This window comes from Psychrobacter sp. bablab_jr014, from assembly GCF_016464015.1.
Classification (GTDB): Bacteria; Pseudomonadota; Gammaproteobacteria; order Pseudomonadales; family Moraxellaceae; genus Psychrobacter.
The window spans coordinates 22,671-48,904 of the sequence record NZ_JACDXT010000005.1 but is presented as its reverse complement, the minus strand read 5'-3'; the positions used below and the strand labels follow the sequence as shown (position 1 = coordinate 48,904).

Here is a 26,234-nt window from a genome sequence, read left to right as displayed (position 1 = left end):
TAAGTGCCTTTTATTATTGATATTTTTGGTTTGTGGCCGCTTATACTGTGAGAGTTGATAACGGTCACAGACTAAAAAACCATGCCAACTCATGCGTCATTTACTTATTTATAGCATAAGGTGCGCCCTTTGCTACATTCAAAGACGATTAATAACATTCGTTCGCATTTACCCGTTATTAAGATACACTACAAACATTGCGCCTACAGACAGGCTTACTGATTTTTTTTATATTACTTAATAAGCAGTTAGGCATAAAATGTTTAACGCCCAATTATCAATAATCTTAAATACGCTATTGATAATGTCTGTTTTTATAAAATTAAAATAAGGACGATAATCATGAACAAGAACATAATGAAAGGTAACTGGAACCAAATGAAAGGCTCAGTCAAGCAAAAGTGGGGTGAGCTTACCGATGACGATTTAGATTACATTGAAGGCAGCCGTGATAAACTGGTTGGCCGTTTGCAAGAACGTTATGGTCACGCCCAAGACCAAGCAGAGCGCGAAGTGGATGACTGGCGTGCCACTAACGACTACTAATCGTTATTAAAATAAGACAAGCAATACAATATTTTATCAATCATTTATTTATAACTGATTAAGTATAAAAAAGGCTGTTAAGGCAGTCTTTTTTAAAAGATGTATTATATTGTTAAACTGAAATCTAAGACACTTATACACTATAGTTATTTGATAAGCCGCTTGGCTGATATAAAAACAATAATAAAGCCATACGTACAGCAAAGACAATAAAACCGCATAGCAAGTAGATTGTTATGCGGTTTTATTGTTAACCATCCTTATTACCTATCACGATGAATTTTCATACATCCTTGCATGACATTCTACTGCTTGCGATAGTCGGGCTTCCTGCCCCATTTCATTACAGCACCCGTGAACAAATCGTTTGTCATTGGGTATAGGGTGTGTCCTTACCTTATGTATCAGTATCTTCCTGACGCTGATAGATAAGTCATTATCCTTAATACGGTCTACTCAATCCTTGAGTCACAGTCCCTTATGCCGTGTGACTATAATGTCAAAATGCGTAACGAATGTTAAGTCGCATTTTCGTCATTGCTTGTAAGCATATGCTTACATAGATAAGTTTTTGAACCGTTTCTGGTAACAAAGGAGTATAGAAAACCATCACATAATCACTAAATCAGCGCCACCCGTTACAACTCTTTAACGCTAATAACACGTATTTTCAAGCATTTACCCTTAACATAATAACAAGATACACAGCATAGCGTACGTATAAAATCAGCAACGTGCTGCCGAGAACATTATTGTTAATATACTGTAGGAGTATGTACCATGTCCTTTTTTAATATTTCACTGCCCAAGATGGTGGCCACTGGATGCATGACTGCCCTACTGGGTATTACCGCAGGGTGTGTCAGTACGCCCTACTATGATGGTCATGATAAATATGACGGTAACGGGGTCTATCGAGATGGTAATAAAGCGAATTTCGGTCACGTCAGCCAAGAGCTACGCGCTCGCTTAGAACGTAGTGGTTATAAAGTGATGGACGTGCGTAAGGTCAAAGGCAATAACGACCGCATTTTGGCACATGCACGCAGAAACAACCAAGATTATGAAATGATTTACACCTATCCATCGCTACGTCTCGTCAGTGGCCGCGCTTATGACCGCTCAAACGGTAAAAAACACGGTAACAAGCACAACAACGGTCATAAGCATGATAAAGGCCACAAACACGGCAACAAGCATCACTAATATTAGTTAGCACACTCTTAACGCTTTTCTTGGTCAAATAAGTTGTCCTTAGCTTATTTGACCTTTTTTTATGGGTTGTTTTTATTGTATTGATGGGTTAAATATCAATGACTTTGATGACGTCATAGGCGGGTGTCTCGTATGGATGCGCGTCTTTTAATGCCTTGATGACTGTATGAATATGGATATCAGACACCACCATCTCGACCCGCCATTCTTCCACCTGTTCAATCTTGTCCTGCGCACCAATATGCGGCTGACTGCCTGCTAGTGGTTTAAATTGTCCCGTGCCTTTGACTTGCCAGCAGCAGTCAGAATAATTCCCAATCTTGCCCGCCCCTGCGGCAAACAGCGCGGACTTGACGGTCTCTAGCGCGTCATCAGGGATGAATACGGTCAGCTTATACATATTTTTTCCTTTTTTGTTTGAGTGGTATTTTGAATATAAATCATGGCTTGGATAATGAGGGGTGTTCAGGCCATATATAACGTAGTAGCCAATCTTTTGCCTCCCCTGCGTAATCAATACCAATACGTGGGCGCAAGGCGACAGGTGGTCGACAGCCATCATCTTCGACCCATAATCCTGTTTCAGGCGCAATCGGCAAACCCGATAAGTCGCGGCTGACCGCTAGGCGCTTGGTCAATTTCCCTGGCCCTGCAAATTGGCTAGGGTGTGTCAGTTGCTCGCGCGGTGACTTATCCATCTCATCAAGCAAGCGGTTACTCTCCTCAGTCAAAAACCCTGCCCGTATCAGCACCGACTCGGGTGATTCGGCTTCGCTGGTGACTAAGTTCAGCATATGGTGGATGCCATAGGTGAGATAAATATAAAACACGCCGCCCTCAGCGTACATAATCTCGGTGCGCGGGGTACGCGTGCCTGCATGCGCGTGGCAGGCGGTGTCTTGTAGTCCGATATAGCCCTCGGTCTCGGTGATACGCATACGCAGTACTTTGTCCTGACCGTCCGTATCGGTCATGTGGCGGCACAGTATTTTGCCGATAAGGTCGGCGGCGACCACGCAGGTTGGGCGGATAAACCAGTTGGGGGCTAATATGTTTGGGTTTGCGCTCATAGCGTGTCCTTAGTTGTCTTATAATTATTATCAAAGCGATGGTTATCACGCTAGCACAGCTTAAGATTCAATACCGTAAGACGCTGTAAGGATATGGCAGGTTTGTGTTTATTCAAACAGCTGCACGTGAATTTTAAACAAAAAAAACTGAGCACAAGGCTCAGTTTTTTATTTGACACAAAGCATCAATAGCTTAGTCTAATGGCACACCAATACGGGTCGCCACTTCTTCGTAGGCTTCGATAACGTCGCCGAGTGACTGGCGGAAACGGTCTTTATCGAGTTTTTTCTTGGTGGTTTTGTCCCAAATACGGCAGCCGTCTGGTGAGAACTCATCACCCAAGACCACGCGGTCGTGGAACACGCCAAATTCAAGTTTAAAATCAACAAGCAGCATATCGCCTGCAGCAAACAGCTCGGTCAATACTTCGTTGACTTTAAAGGTAAGCGCTTTCATTTGCTCAAGCTGTGCTTCGGTCGCCCAGCCTAGAGACAATGACAATGATTCGTTAATCAGTGGATCACCAAGGGCGTCGTCTTTATAAAACAGCTCGTACGTTGGTGGATTTAGGGTTTGGCCTTCTTCAAGACCCAAACGGCGCACAATACTGCCTGCGGCAAAGTTGCGTACCACGCACTCTACAGGAATCATGTCCAAGCGCTTAACCAATACTTCATCTTCTGACAACTGCTTTTCAAAATGCGTCTCAATGCCAGCATCTGCCAGTTTTTGCATGATAAAGGCGTTAAAGCGGTTATTCACCTGACCTTTACGCGCCAGCTGTTCAACACGCTCGCCATTAAAGGCAGATGTGTCATCACGGAAATGAAGAATCAAATAGTCATGCTCATCGGTCTCATAGACAGATTTTGCCTTACCTTTATAGAGCAGTTGTTGTTTTTGCATAAGAGAGGTCCTGTTCGTTCAAGCTTAAAGGATACAACGCAGAAACGGCCACCGCGTCCGTACATCGCAGCGTTGCAATGAATTCTCGGGCGCGTGTGACCATAAGGAATGACTTATTCGGCAGCAGGAGCGACGCTCACCGTACGCTCTGGGCGTGGCAACTGATATTGTTTGCCTGATTCGTTGGTCAGCGGCAGCGTATTGTTGCCGACATTTGGCGTCTGATATAACGGCACAAATGGCGCAGCGGGCTGCTGAGCAGGCAATTCAATTGGCGCAAGCTTTTGACTGTCTTGATAATCAAGGCTGCCATCATCGCGCTGACCGAGCCAGCCTTTTGCTGTTTGGCAGCCACTTAATACAAGGGTGCTGCCAAGTAAAATACACGTCAGCGCAGATAAAGTACGTTTTTGGGTAAATGATGTGTTCATCGTGGTATCTCTACAGTCTACTTTCGATGGCAAGCAGCGCATGCATTATAGATAGCTATTTACAAGCGCTGCGAGGGGCTGCCGAAGGGCGTTATAGCAAATTTGCCTGAGTCAACGCATCATCAATGGTCTGATGATACTTGCTGTTTAGCCATACCAATGGCAGGCGAATGCCAGTGTCGATACGACCCATTTTATGTAGGGCGTACTTGACGGGAATGGGGCTAGATTCAATGAATAGGTCGCGATGCAGATGAGCAATCGGTGTGTGCGCGGCTTCAGCAGCATCAAAATCGCCACGTAGCGCGGCTGAGAATGTTTCGCTCATCGCTTTTGGGGCGATGTTGGCGGTCACTGAGATATTGCCTTTTGCGCCATGACGCATCAGCTCAAACGCCGTGCCATCATCACCTGACAACACCACCATACGCTCGCCAACTGCTTTAATCAGTTGTGCGCCGCGCTCTACAGAACCCGTTGCATCTTTGATGGCAACGATGTTGTCAATATCGGCTAAGCGCAGGACGGTCTCTTGAGCGATGTCAACGACACTGCGTCCTGGAACGTTATAGAGCATCTGCGGAATATCGACCGCTTCGGCAATCGCTTTAAAATGCTGATACAGACCTTCTTGAGGTGGCTTGTTGTAGTAAGGGGCAACAAGTAGCGCACAATCTGCGCCCGCTTCTGCTGCTTCTTTGGTCAAGGCAATGGCTTCAGCCGTGCTGTTCGCGCCTGTACCTGCAATGACAGGCACGCGGCCATTAACGTGCTTGATAAAAAAGCGAATCACATCACTGTGCTCTTGGACAGACAACGTGGCAGACTCGCCCGTTGTGCCCACAGCGATAAGGCAGTGCGTGCCTTCTTCAATTTGCCAGTCGATAAGTTTAGCCAGACGTTTATAATCGACCTCGCCATCAGGATGCATGGGCGTCACCAAGGCTACCATCGAGCCTTGTAGTCGGGTTTTTATATCGTCGTATGCTGTGCTCATAACCGTGCCTTACTCTATTATCCTAGCTATTAAAGATAGGTCGTGGACAAGGACAAAACCTTGATTCATTGTTGTCGTATATTAACGGTCAATCACGCTGCATGAATGGCGCAGTACCCAGCAATCATGACCAAAAACTGTCTGCTAGTGTAGCATATTTTAATATGCCCACCATTGCCAATTACAACTTGTATGTGACAGCTTTGTTGGCGACTTTTTTATCACCATTTATCACTCGTATAGATTGATTCGTTACTTGCTCTTTACGGTCTATCAGTAGCGCCCATCACCCATTATTCAATGCGCAAACCAATAATGGCAGGAATGCCTTGGCGAATCACTTCTATTGTTACTACGCCTGTCTTTGGCAGAGACGAAATTGCGTCCGAGACATCCGCAACGCTCTCAATCGGCTGTTGATGTAACGCTGTAATCACATCACCTGCTTGTAGTCCTGAGCGCGCTGCCAGTCCTGTTGGATCTACAGCGGTAATCAGTACGCCTGTTTGATCGTCTTTAGCAATGTCCGCCAGCTCTTCGCGCGTCAAGTTACGTAGACGCAGTCCCAAGCGGATTTCGTTGTCTTGTTGCTTGCCTTTGGCCTGTACATCATTAGGTGCATCGCTGAGCGTGCCACGTACGGTCATGGACTTGCCATTGCGCTGAACCACGGCGCTAAAGCGGTCATTCGGTCGTGCGCGATTGAGTAAGTTTAATAAGTCCGAGGCGCGCATGATGGTTTGGTCATTATAACTTAGGATAATGTCCCCTGCCTTTAGTCCCGCCTTTTGCGCGGGTGAGTCGGGCGACACGCGGGTCAATAGTGCGCCTTGTGGTCGCTCAAGTTTATAGGCTTCTGCCAAGTTGCGGTCGATATCTTGCGGATAAACACCCATATATGCGCGCGCCACTTTACCATTGTCTTTTAACTGCTCATAAATATCCATCGCCGCATCAATCGGAATCGAGAACGACAAACCCATATAGCCGCCAGTACCACTAAAGATACGTGAGTTGATGCCAATCACTTCGCCACTTTGATTAAATAAAGGGCCACCTGAGTTGCCTGGGTTGAGCGCCACGTCGGTTTGGATAAAAGGCACGCTGGTCTCGCGCGAAAAACTGCGCGACTTGGCACTGACAATGCCCGATGACGCAGAATAATCAAAGCCAAACGGCGAGCCAATAGCCAGCACAGGCTCGCCAACTTTGAGCTGATTGGAGTCGCCAATCGGTAGCGCGGGGAACAGTCTGCCATCAATCTTTAGCACCGCCACATCCGAACGCTCATCGCTGCCTATCAGTTTGGCGTCCAGCTCGGTACGGTCGTTTAGGGTCACTGTGATTTTGTCCGCGCCCTCAATCACATGGTGGTTGGTGAGCATGTAGCCATCACTCGTCACAAAAAATCCTGTGCCATAGGCGTGCTCAATCGCAGGGGTTTGCTGCTCAGGAATCTGCACCCTATCGCCAAAAAACTGACGCAAGAGCTCGGCCGTTTGCGCTTGTACCAACTCGTCTGCGCTTACCGTTTTGGTCACATTCACGCGTGCCACCCCTGGGGTCACTTGTTGTACCAAGTCTGAAAAGTCAGCGGTCTGCACAGCAGCGTGTGCGGTTTGCAAAGTCAAGCTACCGCCAGTAAATACGCTGGTACCTAGCGCTAATGACAATGCGCCACTGACAAACCAGCGCGGCAGAGTAAAAGTCGGTGCAGTATCCATAATGTCCTCTTATAAGTGGCGTTTGTATTTATACAGAGCGGGTAATGATATTGGTTCCTATCATACCGCATTCTACAACGGTTGCTATAGGGGAAGATGCCCCCATTCACGTTTTGATTGGTATCTTTATTGCAATATTTGCCTTTCGTGCGTATCGTCTGCTTGGTGAGCGCTACTTGTTATAGCCATAGCCTATCCATACGCCTACAGCGCGCCTGTCATACAAGGAAAATCAATTCGTGATATGATGGTCGGCTATCATATTGATATTCCTACCATCAGCACACGCGAAAAGTGCGGTGCTGGCGCTGTGCCTGCGGATTGTTACTGATAGGTTGTATGCGTTTTCTGTACGATGTCCGCGGTATGGATGCACTGTACTGTCGTCGTCAACACATATCAGCGATGTGCTGTTATGTCTAAATATGTCAAGTGTATAAAAGGATTTCCTCTATGGATACCGCCCTGTTATTGTCCGGCGTGGTTGGGATTGGTATTGCCGCCCAATGGTTGGCTTGGTATTTAAAGCAACCGTCCATTTTGTTTTTATTATTGATTGGTATTATTGTCGGTCCTGTCCTCGGGTATTTTGATCCCGATTTGGTACTCGGCGAGCTGATGTTCCCCATCATCTCCTTGGGCGTTGCGATTATTCTTTTTGAAGGCTCGCTCACTTTGGAGTTTGATGAGATTAAGCAGCACGGTACGGTGGTACAAATGCTGGTCTCGGTCGGGGTGCTCATCACCATTGCGGTGGTTGCGCTCTCAACCTATCTGTTGTTTGACGTTGATCCGCTCATTGCCCTGCTCTTTGGTTCGCTTGTGTGCGTGACGGGGCCAACGGTGATTGTGCCGCTGCTGCGCAGTGTGCGCCCCAACAAAACCATCTCCAATATCCTTAAATGGGAAGGCATCATCATTGACCCTATCGGGGCGATTGCGGTGGTTTTGGTGTACGAGTACATCATCTCAGGCGGTGAGGCGAGCAGTATCTTACTGTTTGCCAAGATTGTGGTGCTGGCGACCGTACTCGGTATGGTCGGCGCATACGTGCTGGCGTTTTTGATGCGCCGTCACATGGTGCCTGAGTACTTAAATAACGTCTTTACTCTCGCCTATGTGCTGCTGCTGTTCTCAATCTCTAACCATATCGAACACGAATCGGGTCTATTGACAGTGACCGTCCTTGGTGTGGCACTTGCCAACTGGCCTAAGTTCCCGCGCGATACCATTTTGGAATTTAATGAGTCGTTGACCGTACTGCTCATCTCGGTACTGTTTATTATTCTTGCCGCGCGCGTACAGTTAGAGAGCCTATTAAGTGTCGGCTTTGCGGGCTTGGTGCTGCTCGCCATTGTGATGTTTGTGGCGCGTCCCTTAGCCGTTTGGGCGTCGTCTATCGGCTCCAATCTTAAGACCAGCGAAAAGATGATGATCAGCTGGATTGGCCCGCGCGGTATTGTCGCCGCGGCGATTTCGTCCTTATTTGCCATTCGTTTGCAAGAGTATGATTTGCAAGGCGTTGAACTGCTCGTACCGCTGGTATTTATGGTCATCATCGGCACGGTAATGATTCAGGGCTTGGGCGCAAAAATGGTCGCCAATTTCTTGGGCGTACGCGAGCCTGCCACCAATGGTATTTTGGTCGTTGGCTCCAACCCTGTGGCGCTGATGGTCGCCAATTCCTTAAAAGACCAAGGCTTTGACGTGGTGGTCGCACACAACAACTACACCAACATTGCGCGCGCGCGTATGAGCGGTTTGCGTACTTATTTTGGCAATCCTGTGTCTGACCATGCCGATCATAACCTTGATTTGATTGGTATTGGGCACTTATTCGCCATGAGTATGGATAAGGAGCTGAACACCTTATCTGAGATTCATTACCGTCATGAGTTTGGTGAACAAAAAATTTACCGCCTAAAATTTAGCGACGAAAAGACCAAAAGCGAGCGCGAAGACAAGCAGTCCAATTTTCAATCGCAGTGGCTGTTTGGTAAGGATGCTACTTATACCAAGCTTGCCAGCATGATATCCAAAAAGGCACGCATCAAAATTACCAACATCACCGACAGTTATAGCTATGCACAGTATAAGGCGGACAACAAGCAATTCGTGCCGCTATACACGCTCGATAAAGAAGGTAAGCTGAGCGTGATTACCGATAAATTCGATGGCAATGTGCCGCGTGATCGTAAGCTTGTCGCGCTGGTGGTCGATGACGACGTGCAACCAAAACCTGTGGACGTAACGGCCAAGCAAGAACAAGCGCGCGCTATCGCGGATGCGCAGTTTGAAGCGGACAGTAAAGCGCCAGAGAAGATCAAAACACCCGACACGGCAAGCGATAAACCTACTGAAAAAACGGCGGATAAAGCGGCCGAAAAAGACGCGAGCGCACCAAAAACCAAAGACGGCAACCTTGACCCAAGTCGTCTGCCTGACACGGAAACAACCGATAACACGACTAAGGATAAAGAGTAAGTGCTGCTAAAATAAACCGTCACGCCTTATTCGCTTTCATAAAAAAACCCAGCTTATATATAAGCTGGGTTTTTTCGGTTCATCTATTAGGGCAGCTTGCTCAAGTTATTTTTTCTTCCACGTTTGCGTACGTGAGAATGGACCTAAATGACCTTTGACGTCCATGGTGTTGCCTTTCACTTCTGCGGTCATGCGGTAGGCTTTGTTTTTCTCAGGGTCAGTGATTTTACCGCCGCTGTATTTGCCATTGCCATCGGCTTTTAGCCCCGTAATCACAGTCATGCCGACGTATTTTTTACCTTTTTCGGTCGCGGTGCTGATGATTTTACCTGTCAGTACGCCGCCTGATTCGGTGATTTTGATGACGGCTTTTGGTTGACCTTCGTCATAGGTTTGCCATGTGGTGTTGGCAAGTGGGTCTGCTGCGAATGCCATACTGGCGATGCCCATGGTGGTCGCGGCCAGTGCGGTTTTGGTGAATAGCTTCATAATACGACTCCTTGTCTGCGATAGTGAACGCCTTTGGCAATAACCCAAGCCGTATTTGTGAGTGGGTACTGCGTTTATGATGCCTGTTGCTGACTATGAATAATGAGCAGTAACAGCCAAAAGCGCTTGTCTCAATCCTAGTATAGACAAAATACTGCCTTTGCCCAGTAATTTTTTTTAAAACGTTATTGCTGTAGAAACACCACTATATCAAACAGTTACAAGAAAGGATTGGCGATAGTCGTATCGCTGCGGTCATTATTATCGTTTGACGGCGCATCCAAATTTTGCGTATCTAGCGCGTTTAAAATAGCGCTCGTGAGCTGATGCAGCGCTTCAATCGCTTCGCGTCCTGCCTCATCCCGCGTGATGTCGATATCGCCATAAATAGTGACTTTGTCGGTTTGGTTTTCAATCACCAAGTTGCCGACCTGCATGCTTTGGTGATTGTTGGCAAAAGGGTCAATCATGGGAAGCTCCTTGACTAAAATGAAATAAAAGGCAAAAAGGCGTTAAGCACTGAGCTGATGAATCAGCCATTTTAACAAGGCGGCGACAAAAAGCATCCAGCTTGGCGTCTCGCTACTCTCTGTGGTCGGTGCGCCCATCGGCTCCCCCGCCTTTAATGGCAAATCTAATGCCTCATCACGGCGCGCCCCTGCCAATACTGGCAGCACATCGACGCCAATACGCGACTCTAAGTCATCAAGGCTAATCACCTCCACGCGCTCGGACTCATCATTGGGTGCGTAATACACGCCTGCGCTGTCTAGCGTGGGAATGTATACCACTTTGTAAAAGTGGCTGGGCACGAGCACGCGCTTATCAAGCTGGGTCACTTGCGCATTTAAAAACGCCACGCCTGTAACGGTATACACCTCGCCGTATTGCTCGGCAAGGTCGCGGGTCGCCTCCTCTAAATTGCGCCAAATATAGCGGTTGTTGCGCGGCGACTGCGGCGCGATATTGGCAAGGCTAAAGCTGTCGTACTGCTGGCTGCGGGTCGCCATGTCGCCATTGGGCGCCAGATGCCCACGGTCGTAGCCTGAGCCTGAATAATCGCTCAAGCTTGCGCGGGCGGAGCGCGGCAGGCGGCTCTCTTCATGAAAGCTGTCTTGGCGGTCGATGGTTTTGGCTTGCGCGATACGCGCGCGGGTCAAGTGTTCAGCTGACCACAAAGGCGTGCGACTGCGCGCCGAATACATGACCGCAAAACCATCAAAGCATAAGGGCTGGGTGTCTGCCGCCAGCTTGGTATTGGTAAATTCAGGATAAATACCGCTATAAAAAGTCTCGCTACAGTCGCTAAACCCCTCGGCATGAGCGGGCAGCATGCTTATGCACAGTAAGCTAAAACTGGCGAGCAATAGGCGATAAGGGCGGTCGGTTAAGGCATGAATCATAAGTGCAAGCATCGCAATCAAAAGGCATAGCGCTATCGTAGCAGTGTCGCTGGGATAAGAAAAGCTTGACGCGATATGAAAAACGCGGCACGCGGGTGGTGACTTTAGCACGCGCATCGGCTATACTAGTTCGTCTTAAATCAGCGCAGGCGTCCTGCCTATCTCTATCGCTGATATATGCGCGGGTGAAGTGGCTGAGTGGTCGAAAGCGCACGCCTGGAAAGTGTGTATACGTTAATAGCGTATCGAGGGTTCGAATCCCTCCTTCACCGCCAAACTTAAAAAAAGCTGTCCGACTTTTTAAATCTTCTTATTTAGAAGGTTTCTACTCATACCATATTATCGATTTTGTCCATTGTCCTCTGATAATGTCTAATCAGTCATAACCTTGATCATATCACTGAACAGATCGTGTTGCCTTTATCTTAAAATACCGTAGTCTTAGCGTAGTCACTTTGCAAAAGTAGCCGCTTACACGCTATAAGAATTTTACTTCATGCTACACTCTATATCATCTTAATTAATATATTATTTTATATAATATTATTAATTCTATTAAACCTTTTGCTGTTTATTTTTTGGTCTATATAGGATGATTGTTGTGCGTGTATCTACCCTTAAATTTGCCTGCCTGATGGGTATGGCGTCTGTAGCGACTACGGCGTGCGCGCAGTCTAACGACTTGCCGACTGCCCATCAAAACACAATGCAAAGTACGCAAAATAGTGCCGCCGTCAGCCAAGTCACGGACAGTCACTTACGTCAAGTGCTCACGCAGGCGGGTATCAAAGCCAACATCACCTCGATTGTCCCCTCTGGCTTACCCAATATGTATCAAGTCAATTTGGTAGGACAGCCTCCACTACATATCACCAAAGACGGTAAATATGTGATTCAAGGCGCACTACAGAAAAACCCCAGCCAACAAGCCGTAGGCAAACCTGCGTCACGCAGTCAATCCTCACAGCTTGGTCAACCCGTCAGCCCAGCGGTCAAATCCGCCTTAGTTGCCAACACCAGCGCCCTTAAGCATATCAGTGATCAAACGCCGTTTTTTTATACGGCAGTACCCGGTGTGATTTGGGGCGCCACGTTAGAGGGTGTGCCCTTTTTAATCTCTGATGATGCGCAGTTTATTACCGACAGTGAGATATCGGTCATTAAAAACGGTCGATTTATGGGTCTTGATACCACGTTTGAGCAGCGCAAAAACCAAGCGGTATTGGCGGCGCTCGATACGAAGGAGCTGATTCAATATCCTGCAACGAGTCGCGAAAAGGCGGTAATCTATGTCGCTGACGATGTCAACTGTCCGTATTGCCGTCAGTTTCATCAGCAGATACCCACGCTCAACGCGAAAGGCGTGACGGTCAATGTGATAGGCTACCCCATTTATGAGCAGTCGCCAGAACAGATGCGCAGTATTTGGTGCCAAGGCGATGCAAAACGTCGACGCCAAGCGTTTGATAAAGCCATGCTGTTAGGCGCAATGCCACCAGCGACTGCCAGTTGTGATGCAGATAACATTACACCCAATCGCACTATCGCCGCTGGCTTGGCCATCATGGCGACACCCGCTATTTACCGCGCCGATGGCGTACTGTATCAAGCCAACTTTGCGCGTCCTGAATTTTTAGAGTTCTTGGGTGTGGATTAGGATATTTTGGTATAGTCAAGTCAATTTAAAAATGATACAAAGAGATTAAAGACTATTTTTCGCAGCCTCTGGAGACGAAGTCACAGCAAGCAAGGAAAATAGTATTTAATCGAGTGTGTTTATGATGCTATATCAGTTTTATTTGGGATTTACTATAGTGGCGGTAACACTGCACCGCTATCTAAAATGTAAATGGAATATCTATTTTCAGAACATAAAGTACTTTTATAAAAAGAATCTGACAACTTTTAGTTTGGTTTTTCATCAAGAATACCTTAATATTGTTTGCCAAATTTATGATATAGACCCCCCACTATGATTTTTTATTTTCGCGCATTGACAATCGCTGCTGCTCTTGTTGCCACCACCACGAGCGCTCTTGCCAGCAATTACTTGTGCAATTACACGGCACGCATTTCTGAAGAAGACAAATACAACTCTCAAGGTAAGTATCTGGGTAATGGCTATACCAATACCGCAGTTGCCAATATTTTACGCCAAGACCGTGCAAACTTTTATGTCTATTCTGCCTATACTAACAGCGAAGATGAGCGCGATTGCGCGTTTGCAGACAAAAATGCCCGCGCGACGATGCAGCGCTTTTTGAGCGCGGGCAGTATTCCTACCTATGCCAAGCGAGCCATTATTGATAATAATCCTTTATTGAGCGTTGATGTCTATGACGACCATGTGGACATCGAAATCATTGAGATGGATGACGCACCAACGCAGAGCCGTATCCGTTAGTTTGAAGACTGCCTACTCTTTGACACACTCTTTACTTATACAAAAACGGCATCTATAACAGATGCCGTTTTTGGGAGATTAGAAACTGTATACCGTCTGACTAGCGACGCTCATCGAATGGCTTAGAGGGCTGCTGGTCATGCTTTGGTTCTACTTTTTTCTGTTGTGGTACGGGCTTTGGGGCTGCTTTTTTTGGCGTTACTTTGTGAGGTTGCGCTTTTTTTGGTGCTGCTTTGGGTTGAGCTGGTTTTTTTTTAGCCTCAGCTTTATGCTGGACTTGTTTTTTCTTTGGCTCAACCTTTTTGTTGTGCTGCTGCTCTTCTACGTGATGGGGGTTGTTTGGCGCGGCATTGGCTTGGGTAGTCATGGTAAAGCAAGTAGTCGCGGCTAAGATTGAGGCAAGAATTATTTTTTTCATAAGTATTTCCTATTAAATCCACATTAAACAGTAATGATATAGACCTGTGCTGCAATCACGTTTAGCGGTGGTTGCGGCTGATGCCTATCAACAACACCTATAGTATGGGATGGCAATATTAAGTAGGCTTATGAAAACTAAAGAAAGGTTGCGATTGTTGCTTGCATATATAGCAGCGCGTGTCATTGGTTACGTTTGGGTCACTGGCGTAGCTTTATAGCGATGAATAACGGTTTCTTGATAATAAGCACTTGATAATAAAAAAGAGAGGGTATGGTTACGTTACTGCGTATTTTATTCACCGTCATTGGAGCGGTGATTGTGCTTCAGTGTTTGACACTGATGACGGCAGACAAGTTTAATTTTGGGACGCTGCTGCCGTTTTTGATTGGCGTCATTTTTGTCGCTCATGGATTAGGCTGGTCAAAGATTCGCACGATTTTGTCGCGTAATCGAGCGCTTCGACGCATCTGGCAGGCATCATGGGGCGTATTTGGGCTATGGCTCATCAGCTTTATAGTGTTTGCTGTGATATTGCAGCAGCGTATTGACGCGAGTCGCGGCACGCAACCGCCCATTGATGCAATGATTGTACTCGGTACAGGCACGGTCGATGGCAAACCCAGCGCAGCACTCATTGCGCGCTTGGACGCCGCAGCAGGCTTAGCAAAGCAGCAGCCAGCGGCTTGGGTAGTGACCAGTGGCGGACTGGGCTTTGGGCGCAGCCAAAGCGAAGGCGAGGTCATGGCGCGCTATCTGGTAGATACGCATCACATCGCGCATGAGCGACTTTTGATTGAGGGCAAAAGTACCAGTACCGAGACCAATTTATCTTACAGTGCGCCGCTACTTGCTGAGCATGGCATTGATAAAGACGCGCCGATTGCCATTGTGACCAATGATTTTCATACCGTGCGCGCCGCTGCGATTGCACGGCATCAGGGCTTTAGCAATACGGTGACGGTGGCGAGCGAGACGCCGTTATCTATCCGTTACAACGCGTGGTTTCGTGAGTATTTTGCCTTTATTAGTGGTTGGCTGCTAAACGAATATTAAACGGTTAAGCGGCCTTTTTTTGTAAAAGGTATAAGACAAACTTCGCTTCGGTGACAAATGGCGTATCCGCAGTACGCGCTAGCAATGCCGCACGCTTTGCCCCATGTGCGCGGTAGGCGTACGGCGTCATGGTCATTAAATCCGCCAAATCTGCCGCCGACAACGACAGCGGCGCGCTGATATGCTGGGTGTCGATCAGCTCAAAAAAAGGTGTGAGGCTGGGTAAAAACTTGTCTGAATCATGCTCGCGCACGTCATCGAATAAGGCGGCGCGCATTTCACTTAAATGACCGTGATCGGGCTTGGCAATCAATAAATAGCCATTGTCCGCTAATACCTTGGTAAACACTTCAGGCAAAATTGGGCTAAAAATACTGCTGATGCCGACCGCACTGCCCGCCTGCAAAGGCAAATGCGCAGCGCTTGCCACCAGCGGATAAATGGGCAAATGCGCGTTGGTTGTACCCACTTGATACCAAAGGTGTTGGGTTTGTTTGGCGGCTTTAGCAAAGGTGCTGACCGCAGGTTTGCTGATGTCCAGCCCAATAAGGCTGCTTGCTATAGCTGTCTGCGCCAGCGTCTGAGCAATCGCTTGGGTGTAGTACCCTTCCCCGCAGCCGATATCCAGCCAGCTGCCGTTGATGCTTGTATTACTCCCATCTTTCACATGCAAATTTTTTAGCGCATTACAAATCAGGGTTTGCAAGGGCGCATAATGTCCCGCTGCCAAGAACCGCTGACGCGCAGCAATCGAGGCTTCGCTATCGCCTGGGGCTTTGGACTTTTTTTGTTGTACAGGCAGCAGGTTGACGTAGCCTTGACGCGCCACATCAAACGGATGGCGCGTGCCTTTGGCGTTGCCGCTACCATCGCAGCGCCACGTTTTGGCATCAGTCGTTAAGGGCGATGGGCACAAGGGACAGACAAACATAACTCGCCTCAAAAGTAAAAAAGGTAAACATACGGTGAAAAGACAGCAACCGTCAGACACCCGCATCTTAGCAAAATCTGCCCACTTTAGGCAGCGCTGCTTGTCTTATACTTATTCAATATAGCCTTTAATCGACTGGCTTGATTATGTCATAGCAATGTTATTTAAACGCGACTGCATCCTAACAAAACCTTTAACAACATGCATAAAAAAACCACCCTCGATAAGGATGGTTGTTAATACATTGATGATGGCTTAGCGCAGCTTTAAGGTCATCAAACCCAAAACCACAAGTAAGATGGCGATAATCCAAAAACGCGCCACCACTTGGGTTTCTTTCCAGCCAATTTCTTCGAAATGGTGGTGCAAGGGCGCCATACGAAACACGCGTTTTTTACGCAGTTTGTACGAGCCGACCTGCAGCATAACTGACAAGGCTTCAGCAACGAACAGGCCGCCCATGATGGCAAAGGCAATCTCTTGACGGGTCATGACTGCAATCGTACCGAGCATCGCGCCCAATGCCAATGCGCCCACGTCACCCATAAAGACCTGCGCGGGGTGCGCGTTAAACCATAAAAAGCCCAAGCCTGCGCCAATCATCGCGCCGCAGACAATGGTCACCTCGGAGTTGTACGCGATATACGGCACATGCAAATAATCGGCAAAGCGCACATCGCCTGAGACATACGACATCACGCCCAGACCTGCGGCGACCAATACGACTGGCAAAATCGCCAAGCCGTCCAAGCCGTCGGTGAGGTTGACCGCGTTGGACGCGCCATTAATGACAAAGTAGGTAAAGATAATAAAACCAATGCCAAACGGAATCGCCGAAAATGGAATCATCCAGTTTTTAAACACAGGAAACAACAAGTCCTGCATCTCTTTAGTGGTCACCATGTCTGCTTGCTGGGTGGCAATGTAATACAGCGAGGCGCCGACGAACAGGGCGCCGACCGACAGCCAAAAGTACTTTTTGCGCGCAACCAGACCTGTGGGGTTTTTATACTTAATCTTGAGCCAATCATCCGCCCAGCCGACCGCGCCAAAGATGACCATCACGACAAGAAGAATCCAGACATAAGGATTGTTCAGACGCGCCCACAATAAGGTGGAAACACCAATGGCACTCAAGATAAGCACCCCACCCATCGTCGGCGTGCCTGTCTTTGACAAGTGCGACTGAGGCCCATCGTTACGGATGGCCTGTCCATATTTCAGCTCGCGCAAATGATTAATCACAGGGCGGCCAAAGACCATACTAAAGCCAAGCGCGGTGACGACCGCAAGCAGCGCCCGTAATGTTAAAGATGACACCGCAGAAAACGGCGTATAATACTGACCAAGCCAGCCAAACAACCAAACTAACACCGCTTACTCCTTTATTAGCGCATCAATGAGGGTTTCCATCGCCATTGAGCGCGACCCTTTGAACAGTACCGTAGCAGGCTCGGTTTGCTGCGCCTGTAGCTGCTGCTGCAAATGCTTAAGCAAGCTGTCTTTGTCTGCAAACGCGTGTGCATCAATGTTGCCGACTTCTTTGGCGCCCATAACGCTATATTTGGCATATTGACCGACGCATAAAAGCACATCAATACCAAGCGCTGCAATCGTGCGTCCAAGGCTTTGGTGCTCACTGACCGCCGCTTCGCCAAGTTCGGCAATATCGCCTAAGACCATAACTTGCGTGCCTGTCTGCGCTGCTAACACTTTTGCTGCCGCACGTACCGAATGCGGATTGGCATTATAGGTATCATCAATCAAGCGGTGGTTGCCAAGCATTTGCGTGTTCAGACGACCTTTGGCAGGACGCGCATTCTCAAGTCCCGTCACAATGTCGTCAACATCAATGTTAAGCGCATAAGCACAGGCCGCAGCCGCTAATGCATTATTGACATTGTGCTCGCCTGCCAGTGGCAATTGAATGTCTTTGACCTGACTGCCGATGTGTAGCTTAAACTCACTACGCTCAGGCTCTACATCTAAGTGACTGGCGCTGACATCGGTGCTACCAAAGCCAATCACGCGGTCGGTATATTTTTCAGCAATACGGCGCAGCTGATTGGTAAAGTCGTCCTTATCGGGGACAACAGCCACTTGCGTGTCACTTAAGGTATGATAAATCTCTGCCTTGGTTTGGCAGATGCCTTCACGGCTGCCAAACTCACCCAAATGCGCGGTGCCGATATTTAAAATACAAGCCACATCAGGACGTACCATCTCTGTGGTATAGGCAATCTCGCCGATATGGTTGGCGCCCAGCTCCATGATCGCATAGCGATGATGGTCAGATATCTCAAGCAGCATCATGGGCACGCCCAAGTCGTTGTTCAGATTGCCACGCGTGATGAGCGTCGGTGCTAAGCGCCCAAAGATACTGCCCAGCATTTCTTTACACGTGGTTTTGCCGCTCGAGCCTGTAATGGCAATGACGGTTAAATTCGGATGCTGGCTGCGACGATACGCGCCCAGTTGCCCAAGGGCAAGGCGAGTATCGGTCACCACCAGCTGCGGAATACTACTGGACACAGGACGCGAGACAATGGCGGCGACCGCGCCTTTTGACGCGGCGACATTGATGTAATCATGACCGTCAAAGTTATCGCCGCTTAATGCCAAAAAGATATCACCCGTATTGATGGTACGGGTGTCGGTGGCGATACGGTTGCTGGTCAAGTGCGTCAGCTGCGCGCTGTCGCTCGTTTGCCAATGGCTATCCAAGGATGCTGTGGCGTCTTGCAGGTTATCGGCCTGCCAGACGTACAGCCCTTGCGACTGTAGTAGATTGTTGTCCGCTTTCATAAAAGGTACCTTGTGTTTCTTAGTCTGTCTATTATCGTGATTTACCGTAGGCGGTGTTTGAATAATATGTGATTAAACGCGCTCAAAGCGTTTTAGCGCTTGCATCACTACCTGACTGTCGTCAAAGTCGTGGCGCACGCCGCAGATTTCTTGATAGGTTTCGTGACCTTTGCCCGCGATGACCACGATATCGTCCGTGCCAGCATGGCGAATGGCGTATTCAATGGCGTGCGCACGGTCAGGCTCGATATGGGTGCGCTGATATTGCGCCTCACTCATACCGACCTGCATGTCTGCCAAAATTGCTTGCGGGTCTTCGCTGCGCGGATTGTCGGCGGTCAAAATCACACAGTCTGCGCCACTGAGTCCCGCTTGCGCCATTAAGGGACGCTTGCCTGTGTCGCGGTCGCCACCGCAGCCAAACACCGCCCACAGTTTGCCCTCACAATGCGTTTTTAGGCTGGCAAGCACTTGGGTTAAGGCATCGGGCGTGTGCGCATAATCAACGATAAAGCAGCCGTCTTTTGAGGCGACGCGCTGCATGCGTCCTGTCGCACCTTTTAACTTTTCAAGCTGGTCACTTAACGCATCAATATCCGCGCCCAATGCCGCCGCCGCTGCCAATGCGGCGACCAAATTTGCCACATTAAATTTGCCCAATAACGGACTGTGTACACGCAAGACGCCAAAGGGGCTGTAAATGCGCAACTGTACGCCGTCGAGGCTTGGTGTCATAGACTCAATATAAAAATCAGCCCCACTGTCAGTGAGACTATATGTCCATACCGTCACGTCGCCTGCCTGCGCTTGCGCCTGCATGACAGAGCTGTAGTCATCATCACTATTGATAATGGCATGGGTCAATGTCGGAAAGTGACTGCGGTCAAACAGCTTCGCTTTGGCGCGCGCGTAGTCATCCATATCGCTATGGTAGTCCAAATGGTCGCGGCTCAGATTGGTATAGACCGCCACTTGGACAGGCACGCCTTGCAAGCGCGATTGGTCAAGTCCATGCGAGCTGGCTTCCAGCGCCAAAATGTCCGCGCCCTCCTCGCCCATGTTGTATAAGAACTGCTGCACCGCACGCGCATCGCCTGTGGTGTGACTGGCCTGCGTCAATGCGCCCAAGCGTCCATTGCCCGCCGTACCCATCACCGTGCTACTACTGCCCGACAATGCCATCAGTTGGGCAATCAGTTGGCTCACTGTCGTTTTGCCATTGGTGCCTGTCACCGCGACCACGCGCGGCAGCGTGACCGCGTGTTTCGCTTGTAAATGCGCCTGAATCAAACTGCCCAATCCTGTGCGAATGCTCGGTACATACAATACAGGACACGGCAGCGTGTCTAGCGCTTGCAAGGCATCGGCCTCATTGGCAAATGCTCCCGTCGGTAGGGTTTCAGTGAGGATAAAGGCGGCCGTTTGCGCAGCTTGCTGCAAATAGCCAAAGCTTTTGTTATCGTCTTGCTGGGTTTGGCTTTTTAGGGCGACAAACACGGTGCCTGTCTCAATCTGGCGACTGTCTAAACCAAAATCGTAAAAACCGATATCTTTTAGCGCCATCCAGCCATCACTGCCTGCCGCCTCTTGTAATGCTGCCAATAGAGATAATACTCGCGGGTCACTGCTGCTATCGTAAAGCTGCTGCAAAGAAACAAGGGAGGCGGGGGCATCTGCGGTCATGGGCATATCCTATGGCAATCATAAAAACAGCCGTGTCATAAAACACGGCTGACGCGATGTTAATCTTTGGTTTTTAAGGGTTTATCGAGCGGTACGTTGTACAGACGCAAGGCCTCTTTCATGACATTATGAAAGATAGGCGCTGCGGTCAAGCCAGCATAATGTAGGCCGCGTGGGTCTTCAACCAATATGACACCCGCCAAACGCGGATTGGAGGCAGGCACTATACCTGCAAAGGTATTGCGGTATTGATTGGTATAATAGCCGCCCTCAGGGTTGATACGGCGCGCCGTCCCTGTTTTACCTGCTACGCGGTAGCCATCAATGGCAGCAGCGGTCGCTGTGCCCCCTGGTTCGGTGACGGTTTCTAGCATATTGACCAGTGACATGGCTTTGTCGTGCGCCATGATGCGGCGACTTTCTGGCAGCTTGTCATCATCTTTGACCAAGGTTAAAGGATGCTCAACACCGCCTGCTGCAAGGGTAGAGTACGCCTGTGCGATTTGCGCGAGCGTTACCTGTAGGCCATAACCATAACTGATGGTCGCACGGCGCGAGGTTTCTTTTTCTTTGGGGGTCGCGACAATACCTACGCCTTCGCCTGGGAATTTCAGCGCGGTCTTTTTACCAAAGCCAAATTCTTTTTGCATTTTACTGATGCCATCAGGCGGCAATGACAGTGCAATTTTGGTCGAGGCGACGTTACTTGATTTTTGTAGTAAGGTACTAAAGTTAATAATGCCATAGTTAGTGTGGTCGCGGATGGTATAGCCCTTGACGCGGATATAGCCTGGGTTGGTATCAATCAAAGAGGTTGGGCTATAGAGTCCTGAGTCGAGCGCCGCAGCGACCGTAAAAGGTTTCATAACGGAGCCTGGCTCAAACACGTCAAGCAGCGCACGGTTACGCTGGTTTTCGCCCGTCATCTCGTTTAAGTTGTTCGAGTTAAACGACGGCCACGTTGAGAGCGCGAGCACTTCACCCGTTTGCACATCAACGACCATACCCGTCGCCCAGCGCGCTTCATGCAAGCGCCCCGCTTCCTCCAATTCTTTATATAAAATATATTGCAAGCGTGAATCGATGGTTAAGGCAATGTCTTGACCCGCCACTTCAGGCTTGATTTGTTTGAGTTCTTTTAGGCTGTTTTGTTTGGCGTCTTTTAATACCAAGACTTTGCCGTCTTCGCCCGACAGCGTTGATTCATACTGACGTTCAATGCCCGCACGACCGACATAGCCGCCTTCAGGGTCGCTGGCATTTTGCCCCATAAAGCCGAGCAGCTGTGCGTTTGGCTGCGGCTGCGGGTAGTAGCGCTGAAAGAAATTCTTTTCATATACACCCACAAAGTCCAGCGAGCTGACGCTTTGGGCAATCTCGGGGGTAACTTTGGTCAGTAGCGGGAAATAATGCGAGCCTGCACCTGAAGGCAGCGCCGCTTTTACCGCGTCTTCGTCGGTATAGTCGATATCACTGCGTAACGCGACAGCCTTTTGCAAATCAGCCACAGGCACATTGGCCGCTGCCGCCAAACGGTTTAAGTCCATTTCATCCAAGCGCTTTTGCATTCTTGCCTGCATTTTTGGACTGTCAGGGTTCGCTACGATAATACGATTTAGCTCATAATATTCGCGCGCATAATCGTGCGGACTAAAGGACACGGTCGCAAGCGGCGCACTGACCGCGAGTGGTTGGTTATTGCGGTCGGTAATCATACCGCGATAGGATTTTTGCATGCGCACGCTGGTGATCAGCTCATCGCCCTTGTCTTGATAAAACTGCGCATTGGCTACCTGCAAATAAAAGGCGCGACAAATCAAGGCAACCAGCGCGACGAGTGCCAAGCCCCAAACGGTACGAAAGCGGTTCTTGTCGGTTTCGACACCGCCACGTGAGGACGCCCCTGAGGGTTTGTTAAATACGCCTTTTTTTGGATTTTTGACACTGCTATACGCGCCATCTGCTTTGTTTTTATTCTTGCCCAAACGACCCAGCTTACCCGAGCGCGACTTGTTGCCTTGGGTGTCGTGTTTTTTATCATCCGCCTTTTTGCGACTTGGACGACGTAGTGGTTTGGTGACGCGGGCGCTGGATGATTTACTGGTGCCTTTGTTGTTCGGTTTTTTATCTTGCTTATCGCTCATTATGCGCCCTCTGCTTCAGTCAAATCAGTATTGCCAATGGTCTCAGGCTTTTCGGCTTCGGGATCATCAGATTCGATGGCAGTCTCAGGCACGAGAGGACGCACAGGCGCGCCAGGTTGGATGATGAGTTTGTCTTTTAAAGTGGGGCTGTACATGCCAAGCTCTGCCACAGCGCGACCTGCAATTTGCGGGGTGGCGCTGAAGGTTTGCTGCTCAATCAACAGACGCTGGCGCTCGATTTGTAGTTTGCGCTCTTGCTTTTTCATATCTTGCAAGCTTTTATAATCTTGATGATACTGCTGCACCGACTCTGCCGTCTTGATGCCTGTCCAAATAATGAAGACCGCAAGCACCAACATGATGACGGCATAGATACGCACCACATGAAAGCGTTGAACGAAAATCTCACCGACATCAGTAGACGATGGTGCAGTTGCGCGGTGACGGTTGTTCGGTTTGCCAGATATTGCCATGACGATCTCAAAAATGAACCCAAATACAAAAGATAAATCAAACCCAGCCCATACTTGCGCCACTATCACCGAATATCGGTGACAGTAGGCAACCAATCGGCGAGCCTACCAGTCGATACTTACCGCTTTTTAACAGTCGCGTTGGTGTTGTATCACCCACGCTGCGTCACCTGCGCTGTGCATTGTACCCAGCCTTACTCTGGCACGTACTCGGTGGCGCTACGCATCGCCCCACGTAACCACGCACTGCGGGCGCGCGGATTGCCTTTCACTTCGCTGCTGCTCGGCGCAACGCGAAACGGTTTATTAAAATAACGCGGACGTTTTGGCGGCATTGGCAGCGCTTGGTCTTCAGGGTATTGTCCTTTACTGTGACGCTGCAAAAACTGCTTAATACGGCGATCTTCTAATGAATGAAAGCTGATCACCGCCAACTGTCCGCCTTCGGCAAGCACGCCGATACTCTGTGCCAAAAAGTCATCGACATCACCAAGCTCATTATTAATAAAAATACGCAGCGCTTGAAAGCTTTGCGTCGCAGGGTGTTTGCCCTTTTGCCAATTCGGATGCGCCTCTTTAATCACCGCTGCCAGTGCCAAAGTCGAATCATAACTGTCCATCGCCTTAATCGCACGCGCAATACGGCGACTGTGCCGTTCTTCGCCAAATTCGTACAGCACATCGGCTAAGGTATCGGCATCGACACGCTCAAGCCACGCGGAAACAGGCTCACCGCGACTGGTGTCCATACGCATGTCCACCGCGCCATCACGCATAAAGCTAAAACCGCGACTGCCATCATCGAGCTGCGGCGACGATACGCCTAAATCCGCCATAATGCCATCAACTTTTTCGATGCCCAATGCTTTTAGGCTGTCCGTCATGCTGGCAAAGCTGTCATGTACGATACGCACACGCGCATCGGTACGCGCCAGCGCCTCGGCAACGGCAATTGCCTCAGGGTCTTTATCAAACACAATCAATGTCGCATCATCTGCTAAGTGCTCGAGTAATAAGCGGCTGTGCCCGCCACGACCAAAGGTCGCATCAATAAACACCCCGCTGCTGCGTACGGCATCGGGCGTCTTTGGCAAGGATTTTTTGCCCAAAACAGCGGCAACCGTCTCATGCAGCAGGACAGTATCGTGTATGAATTCAGGTGGCATTACAGTGTCTTTTGAGGTTGGCATATCAGTTGCGGGCATAGCGGTATTGTCAGCGGTAGGGGCAGAATGGGCGTCGGCATTGAATGGGGACACAAGCTACTCAGTAAGTGATGACCGAAACGGTCAATAATCGGAGAGAAATAAACAAGTTATCATTTATTCTCGTCTTATTATCGCAAGGATAAGCCTGTAGTCAAGCGGCAACTGGTGTTTTCGACAAAAATATTGCCTATCCCTGCTATACTAGGCAGATTCTTGAGTTTGATTTTCTTTCACCCAAAAAAACATGACGTGAGACCATGATGACACAGACCACAGAAACGACCACCCAGCGCCCTGTTCGCACCCGTATTGCCCCCTCCCCCACAGGCTTTCCGCACGTCGGCACCGCGTATATCGCCCTATTTAACTTAGCCTTTGCCAAATCACATGGCGGCGAGTTTATTTTGCGTATTGAGGACACCGACCAAACGCGCTCCACCGCGCAATCAGAACAGATGATTTTGGACGCGCTACGCTGGGTTGGCTTGGATTGGAGCGAAGGTCCAGACATCGGCGGACCACACGCGCCATACCGGCAAAGCGAGCGCGCTGACATTTATAAACAGTACGCCGAGCAACTATTGGACGCAGGTCACGCCTTCCGCTGTTTTTGCACACCTGAAGAATTGGACGCGATGCGCGCCGCTCAAATGGCAAATGGCGAAACCCCGCGCTATGACGGACGCTATGCTGACTTGTCACGCGAAGAATCAGACAAACTCGTCGCTGAGGGCAAACCCTACGTCATCCGTATGCGCGTACCGTCTGAAGGCATCTGTAAAGTCCACGACATGCTGCGCGGCACGGTTGAGATTCCATGGGCGCAAGTTGATATGCAGGTTCTCTTAAAAACCGACGGCCTGCCCACCTATCACCTTGCCAACGTCGTCGATGACCATTTGATGGAAATTACCCACGTATTGCGCGGTGAAGAATGGCTCAACTCGGCGCCCAAGCATCAGCTGCTATATGACTACTTTGGCTGGGAAATGCCGACCCTCTGCCACATGCCGCTACTGCGCAACCCTGACAAATCAAAACTGTCTAAGCGCAAAAACCCCACCTCCATCACCTACTATCGTGATGCAGGCGTATTGCCAGAAGCGCTACTCAACTACCTAGGTCGTATGGGCTACTCACTGCCCGATGAAGCCGAAAAGTTCACCTTAGAAGAAATGATTGACAGCTTTGACGTGCAGCGCGTCTCGCTCGGCGGACCTATCTTTGACACGCAAAAGCTCAGCTGGTTAAACGCTGAATGGCTGCGCGAATTGCCTCCTGAAGTGCTCAAGCAAAAAATCCTCGATTGGGCGAGCGACAGTGACAAGCTGACTGCCATCGCGGCGGCGATTCAGCCACGTATCGAGCTGCTCTCTGACGCGGTCAACTGGGGCGGTTTTTATTTCCAAAATCTGCCTGAGATTACCAGCGAAGACTTTGCGCACAAATCACTGACCCCTGAGCAAATCACCGAGCTGCTACAGCTGGCACTTTGGCAGCTGGAGACCTTGCCTGTTTGGTCAGAGCACAACATCTACACCACGCTAAAAGGCTTGGCGGGCGCGCTCGATATCAAGATGCGCGACTTTATGGCGCCGTTCTTTATCGCCATCGCGGGCAGCACCTCATCGACGCCTGTCATGAACTCCATGGCCATCATCGGCGCGGACATGACCTTGACCCGCTTGCGTCACGCGGTTGACGTGCTTGGCGGTCTCGGCAAGAAAAAACTGAAAAAGCTAGAGAAACAAGCGGCAGAGCTGCCTGATTTTTTGGCGGCTGAGTAATCGATAAGACATATTATCTAAGTAAGTGTAATAAAAAAGGGATTTTGCAGTGGCAGAAT

The 26,234-nt window shown here is 49.2% G+C and carries 26 protein-coding genes and 1 tRNA gene; 9 read left to right on the top strand and 18 right to left on the bottom strand.

The genetic code is table 11. The features are described from left to right. The first annotated feature begins 342 nt into the window (after positions 1 to 342). Positions 343 to 546, top strand: coding sequence for a CsbD family protein (locus JIE71_RS01245; protein ID WP_199506917.1), 204 nt, complete (start codon positions 343 to 345; stop codon positions 544 to 546). 780 nt (positions 547 to 1,326) lie between these two features. Further along, entirely contained in the window at positions 1,327 to 1,752 is a 426-nt protein-coding gene (locus JIE71_RS01240) for a hypothetical protein (protein ID WP_199506916.1), read from the top strand. 97 nt (positions 1,753 to 1,849) lie between these two features. Here the strand turns inward: JIE71_RS01240 and JIE71_RS01235 are convergent, their stop codons facing one another. From JIE71_RS01235 to JIE71_RS01210, 6 genes are all read right to left on the bottom strand, one after another. Next, positions 1,850 to 2,161 carry a YqfO family protein gene (locus tag JIE71_RS01235; protein ID WP_199506915.1) on the bottom strand — a complete coding sequence of 104 codons (312 nt, stop codon included), beginning with the start codon at positions 2,159 to 2,161 and terminating at the stop codon, positions 1,850 to 1,852. Between the two features lie 40 nt (positions 2,162 to 2,201). After that, positions 2,202 to 2,831, bottom strand: a complete 630-nt coding sequence (locus tag JIE71_RS01230) for a DNA-3-methyladenine glycosylase (protein WP_199506914.1) — start codon at positions 2,829 to 2,831, stop codon at positions 2,202 to 2,204. Between the two features lie 193 nt (positions 2,832 to 3,024). Continuing rightward, the gene (purC, locus tag JIE71_RS01225; RefSeq protein WP_199506913.1) at positions 3,025 to 3,738 is read right to left on the bottom strand and encodes a phosphoribosylaminoimidazolesuccinocarboxamide synthase; all 714 of its coding nucleotides are present in this window, start codon (positions 3,736 to 3,738) and stop codon (positions 3,025 to 3,027) included. Positions 3,739 to 3,851: 113 nt separating this feature from the next. Further along, entirely contained in the window at positions 3,852 to 4,169 is a 318-nt protein-coding gene (locus tag JIE71_RS01220; protein ID WP_199506912.1) for a hypothetical protein, read from the bottom strand. 91 nt (positions 4,170 to 4,260) lie between these two features. After that, entirely contained in the window at positions 4,261 to 5,166 is a 906-nt protein-coding gene (gene dapA, locus JIE71_RS01215; protein ID WP_199506911.1) for a 4-hydroxy-tetrahydrodipicolinate synthase, read from the bottom strand. A gap of 293 nt (positions 5,167 to 5,459) precedes the next feature. Beyond that, entirely contained in the window at positions 5,460 to 6,890 is a 1,431-nt protein-coding gene (locus tag JIE71_RS01210; protein WP_199506910.1) for a Do family serine endopeptidase, read from the bottom strand. Between the two features lie 44 nt (positions 6,891 to 6,934). Between JIE71_RS01210 and JIE71_RS01205 the strand changes: the two genes are divergently transcribed. Both JIE71_RS01205 and JIE71_RS01200 read left to right on the top strand, forming a co-directional pair. Continuing rightward, positions 6,935 to 7,075: a hypothetical protein gene (locus JIE71_RS01205; protein WP_199506909.1), complete on the top strand. Its 141-nt coding sequence runs from the start codon at positions 6,935 to 6,937 to the stop codon at positions 7,073 to 7,075. A 268-nt stretch (positions 7,076 to 7,343) separates the two neighbouring features. Next, a complete protein-coding gene (locus tag JIE71_RS01200; RefSeq protein ID WP_199506908.1) occupies positions 7,344 to 9,374 on the top strand; it encodes a cation:proton antiporter in 2,031 nt (676 codons plus the stop codon). Positions 9,375 to 9,479: 105 nt separating this feature from the next. Here JIE71_RS01200 and JIE71_RS01195 read toward each other — a convergent pair whose 3' ends face one another. From JIE71_RS01195 to JIE71_RS01185, 3 genes are all read right to left on the bottom strand, one after another. After that, positions 9,480 to 9,863 (bottom strand): DUF2147 domain-containing protein, encoded by a 384-nt coding sequence (locus tag JIE71_RS01195; protein ID WP_199506907.1) that lies wholly within the window; start codon positions 9,861 to 9,863, stop codon positions 9,480 to 9,482. Positions 9,864 to 10,081: 218 nt separating this feature from the next. Further along, positions 10,082 to 10,333, bottom strand: a complete 252-nt coding sequence (locus JIE71_RS01190; RefSeq protein ID WP_199506906.1) for a hypothetical protein — start codon at positions 10,331 to 10,333, stop codon at positions 10,082 to 10,084. A gap of 42 nt (positions 10,334 to 10,375) precedes the next feature. Continuing rightward, positions 10,376 to 11,266 carry a DNA/RNA non-specific endonuclease gene (locus tag JIE71_RS01185; RefSeq protein WP_228284487.1) on the bottom strand — a complete coding sequence of 297 codons (891 nt, stop codon included), beginning with the start codon at positions 11,264 to 11,266 and terminating at the stop codon, positions 10,376 to 10,378. A 184-nt stretch (positions 11,267 to 11,450) separates the two neighbouring features. Between JIE71_RS01185 and JIE71_RS01180 the strand changes: the two genes are divergently transcribed. The 3 genes from JIE71_RS01180 (at position 11,451) to JIE71_RS01170 (ending at position 13,670) form a co-directional block, all read left to right on the top strand. Further along, positions 11,451 to 11,541 (top strand) — tRNA-Ser (locus JIE71_RS01180). Positions 11,542 to 11,867: 326 nt separating this feature from the next. Further along, complete coding sequence (locus JIE71_RS01175) at positions 11,868 to 12,923, top strand: thioredoxin fold domain-containing protein (protein ID WP_199506904.1); 1,056 nt, start codon at positions 11,868 to 11,870, stop codon at positions 12,921 to 12,923. A gap of 315 nt (positions 12,924 to 13,238) precedes the next feature. Further along, on the top strand, positions 13,239 to 13,670 hold the full coding sequence (locus JIE71_RS01170) for a hypothetical protein (protein WP_199506903.1): 432 nt from the start codon (positions 13,239 to 13,241) through the stop codon (positions 13,668 to 13,670). Between the two features lie 100 nt (positions 13,671 to 13,770). Here the strand turns inward: JIE71_RS01170 and JIE71_RS01165 are convergent, their stop codons facing one another. Then, complete coding sequence (locus JIE71_RS01165; protein WP_199506902.1) at positions 13,771 to 14,088, bottom strand: hypothetical protein; 318 nt, start codon at positions 14,086 to 14,088, stop codon at positions 13,771 to 13,773. Positions 14,089 to 14,361: 273 nt separating this feature from the next. On the opposite strand from JIE71_RS01165, the gene JIE71_RS01160 reads away from it, so the two are divergent. Further along, entirely contained in the window at positions 14,362 to 15,144 is a 783-nt protein-coding gene (locus tag JIE71_RS01160; protein WP_199506901.1) for a YdcF family protein, read from the top strand. 4 nt (positions 15,145 to 15,148) lie between these two features. Here the strand turns inward: JIE71_RS01160 and JIE71_RS01155 are convergent, their stop codons facing one another. The 8 genes from JIE71_RS01155 to rsmH all read right to left on the bottom strand — a co-directional run bounded on the left by JIE71_RS01155 (position 15,149) and on the right by rsmH (position 24,385). Next, a complete protein-coding gene (locus tag JIE71_RS01155; RefSeq protein ID WP_228284486.1) occupies positions 15,149 to 16,075 on the bottom strand; it encodes a putative RNA methyltransferase in 927 nt (308 codons plus the stop codon). Between the two features lie 255 nt (positions 16,076 to 16,330). Then, complete coding sequence (gene mraY, locus JIE71_RS01150; protein ID WP_199506899.1) at positions 16,331 to 17,449, bottom strand: phospho-N-acetylmuramoyl-pentapeptide-transferase; 1,119 nt, start codon at positions 17,447 to 17,449, stop codon at positions 16,331 to 16,333. A 3-nt stretch (positions 17,450 to 17,452) separates the two neighbouring features. Further along, positions 17,453 to 18,880 carry a UDP-N-acetylmuramoyl-tripeptide--D-alanyl-D-alanine ligase gene (locus tag JIE71_RS01145; RefSeq protein WP_199506898.1) on the bottom strand — a complete coding sequence of 476 codons (1,428 nt, stop codon included), beginning with the start codon at positions 18,878 to 18,880 and terminating at the stop codon, positions 17,453 to 17,455. 72 nt (positions 18,881 to 18,952) lie between these two features. Continuing rightward, positions 18,953 to 20,569, bottom strand: a complete 1,617-nt coding sequence (locus tag JIE71_RS01140) for a UDP-N-acetylmuramoyl-L-alanyl-D-glutamate--2,6-diaminopimelate ligase (protein WP_199506897.1) — start codon at positions 20,567 to 20,569, stop codon at positions 18,953 to 18,955. Between the two features lie 53 nt (positions 20,570 to 20,622). Next, positions 20,623 to 22,707 carry a peptidoglycan D,D-transpeptidase FtsI family protein gene (locus tag JIE71_RS01135; protein ID WP_199506896.1) on the bottom strand — a complete coding sequence of 695 codons (2,085 nt, stop codon included), beginning with the start codon at positions 22,705 to 22,707 and terminating at the stop codon, positions 20,623 to 20,625. Beyond that, the gene (locus tag JIE71_RS01130) at positions 22,707 to 23,180 is read right to left on the bottom strand and encodes a cell division protein FtsL (RefSeq protein ID WP_199506895.1); all 474 of its coding nucleotides are present in this window, start codon (positions 23,178 to 23,180) and stop codon (positions 22,707 to 22,709) included. The genes JIE71_RS01135 and JIE71_RS01130 overlap by 1 nt, the downstream gene beginning before the upstream one ends. A 37-nt stretch (positions 23,181 to 23,217) precedes the next feature. Next, positions 23,218 to 23,340, bottom strand: a complete 123-nt coding sequence (locus JIE71_RS12480) for a hypothetical protein (RefSeq protein ID WP_266095939.1) — start codon at positions 23,338 to 23,340, stop codon at positions 23,218 to 23,220. A 34-nt stretch (positions 23,341 to 23,374) separates the two neighbouring features. Beyond that, entirely contained in the window at positions 23,375 to 24,385 is a 1,011-nt protein-coding gene (gene rsmH, locus JIE71_RS01125; protein WP_416231995.1) for a 16S rRNA (cytosine(1402)-N(4))-methyltransferase RsmH, read from the bottom strand. A gap of 263 nt (positions 24,386 to 24,648) precedes the next feature. Here rsmH and gltX point away from each other — a divergent pair, with 263 nt between their 5' ends. Next, positions 24,649 to 26,175 (top strand): glutamate--tRNA ligase, encoded by a 1,527-nt coding sequence (gene gltX, locus JIE71_RS01120; RefSeq protein ID WP_416231994.1) that lies wholly within the window; start codon positions 24,649 to 24,651, stop codon positions 26,173 to 26,175. Positions 26,176 to 26,234: the final 59 nt, after the last annotated feature.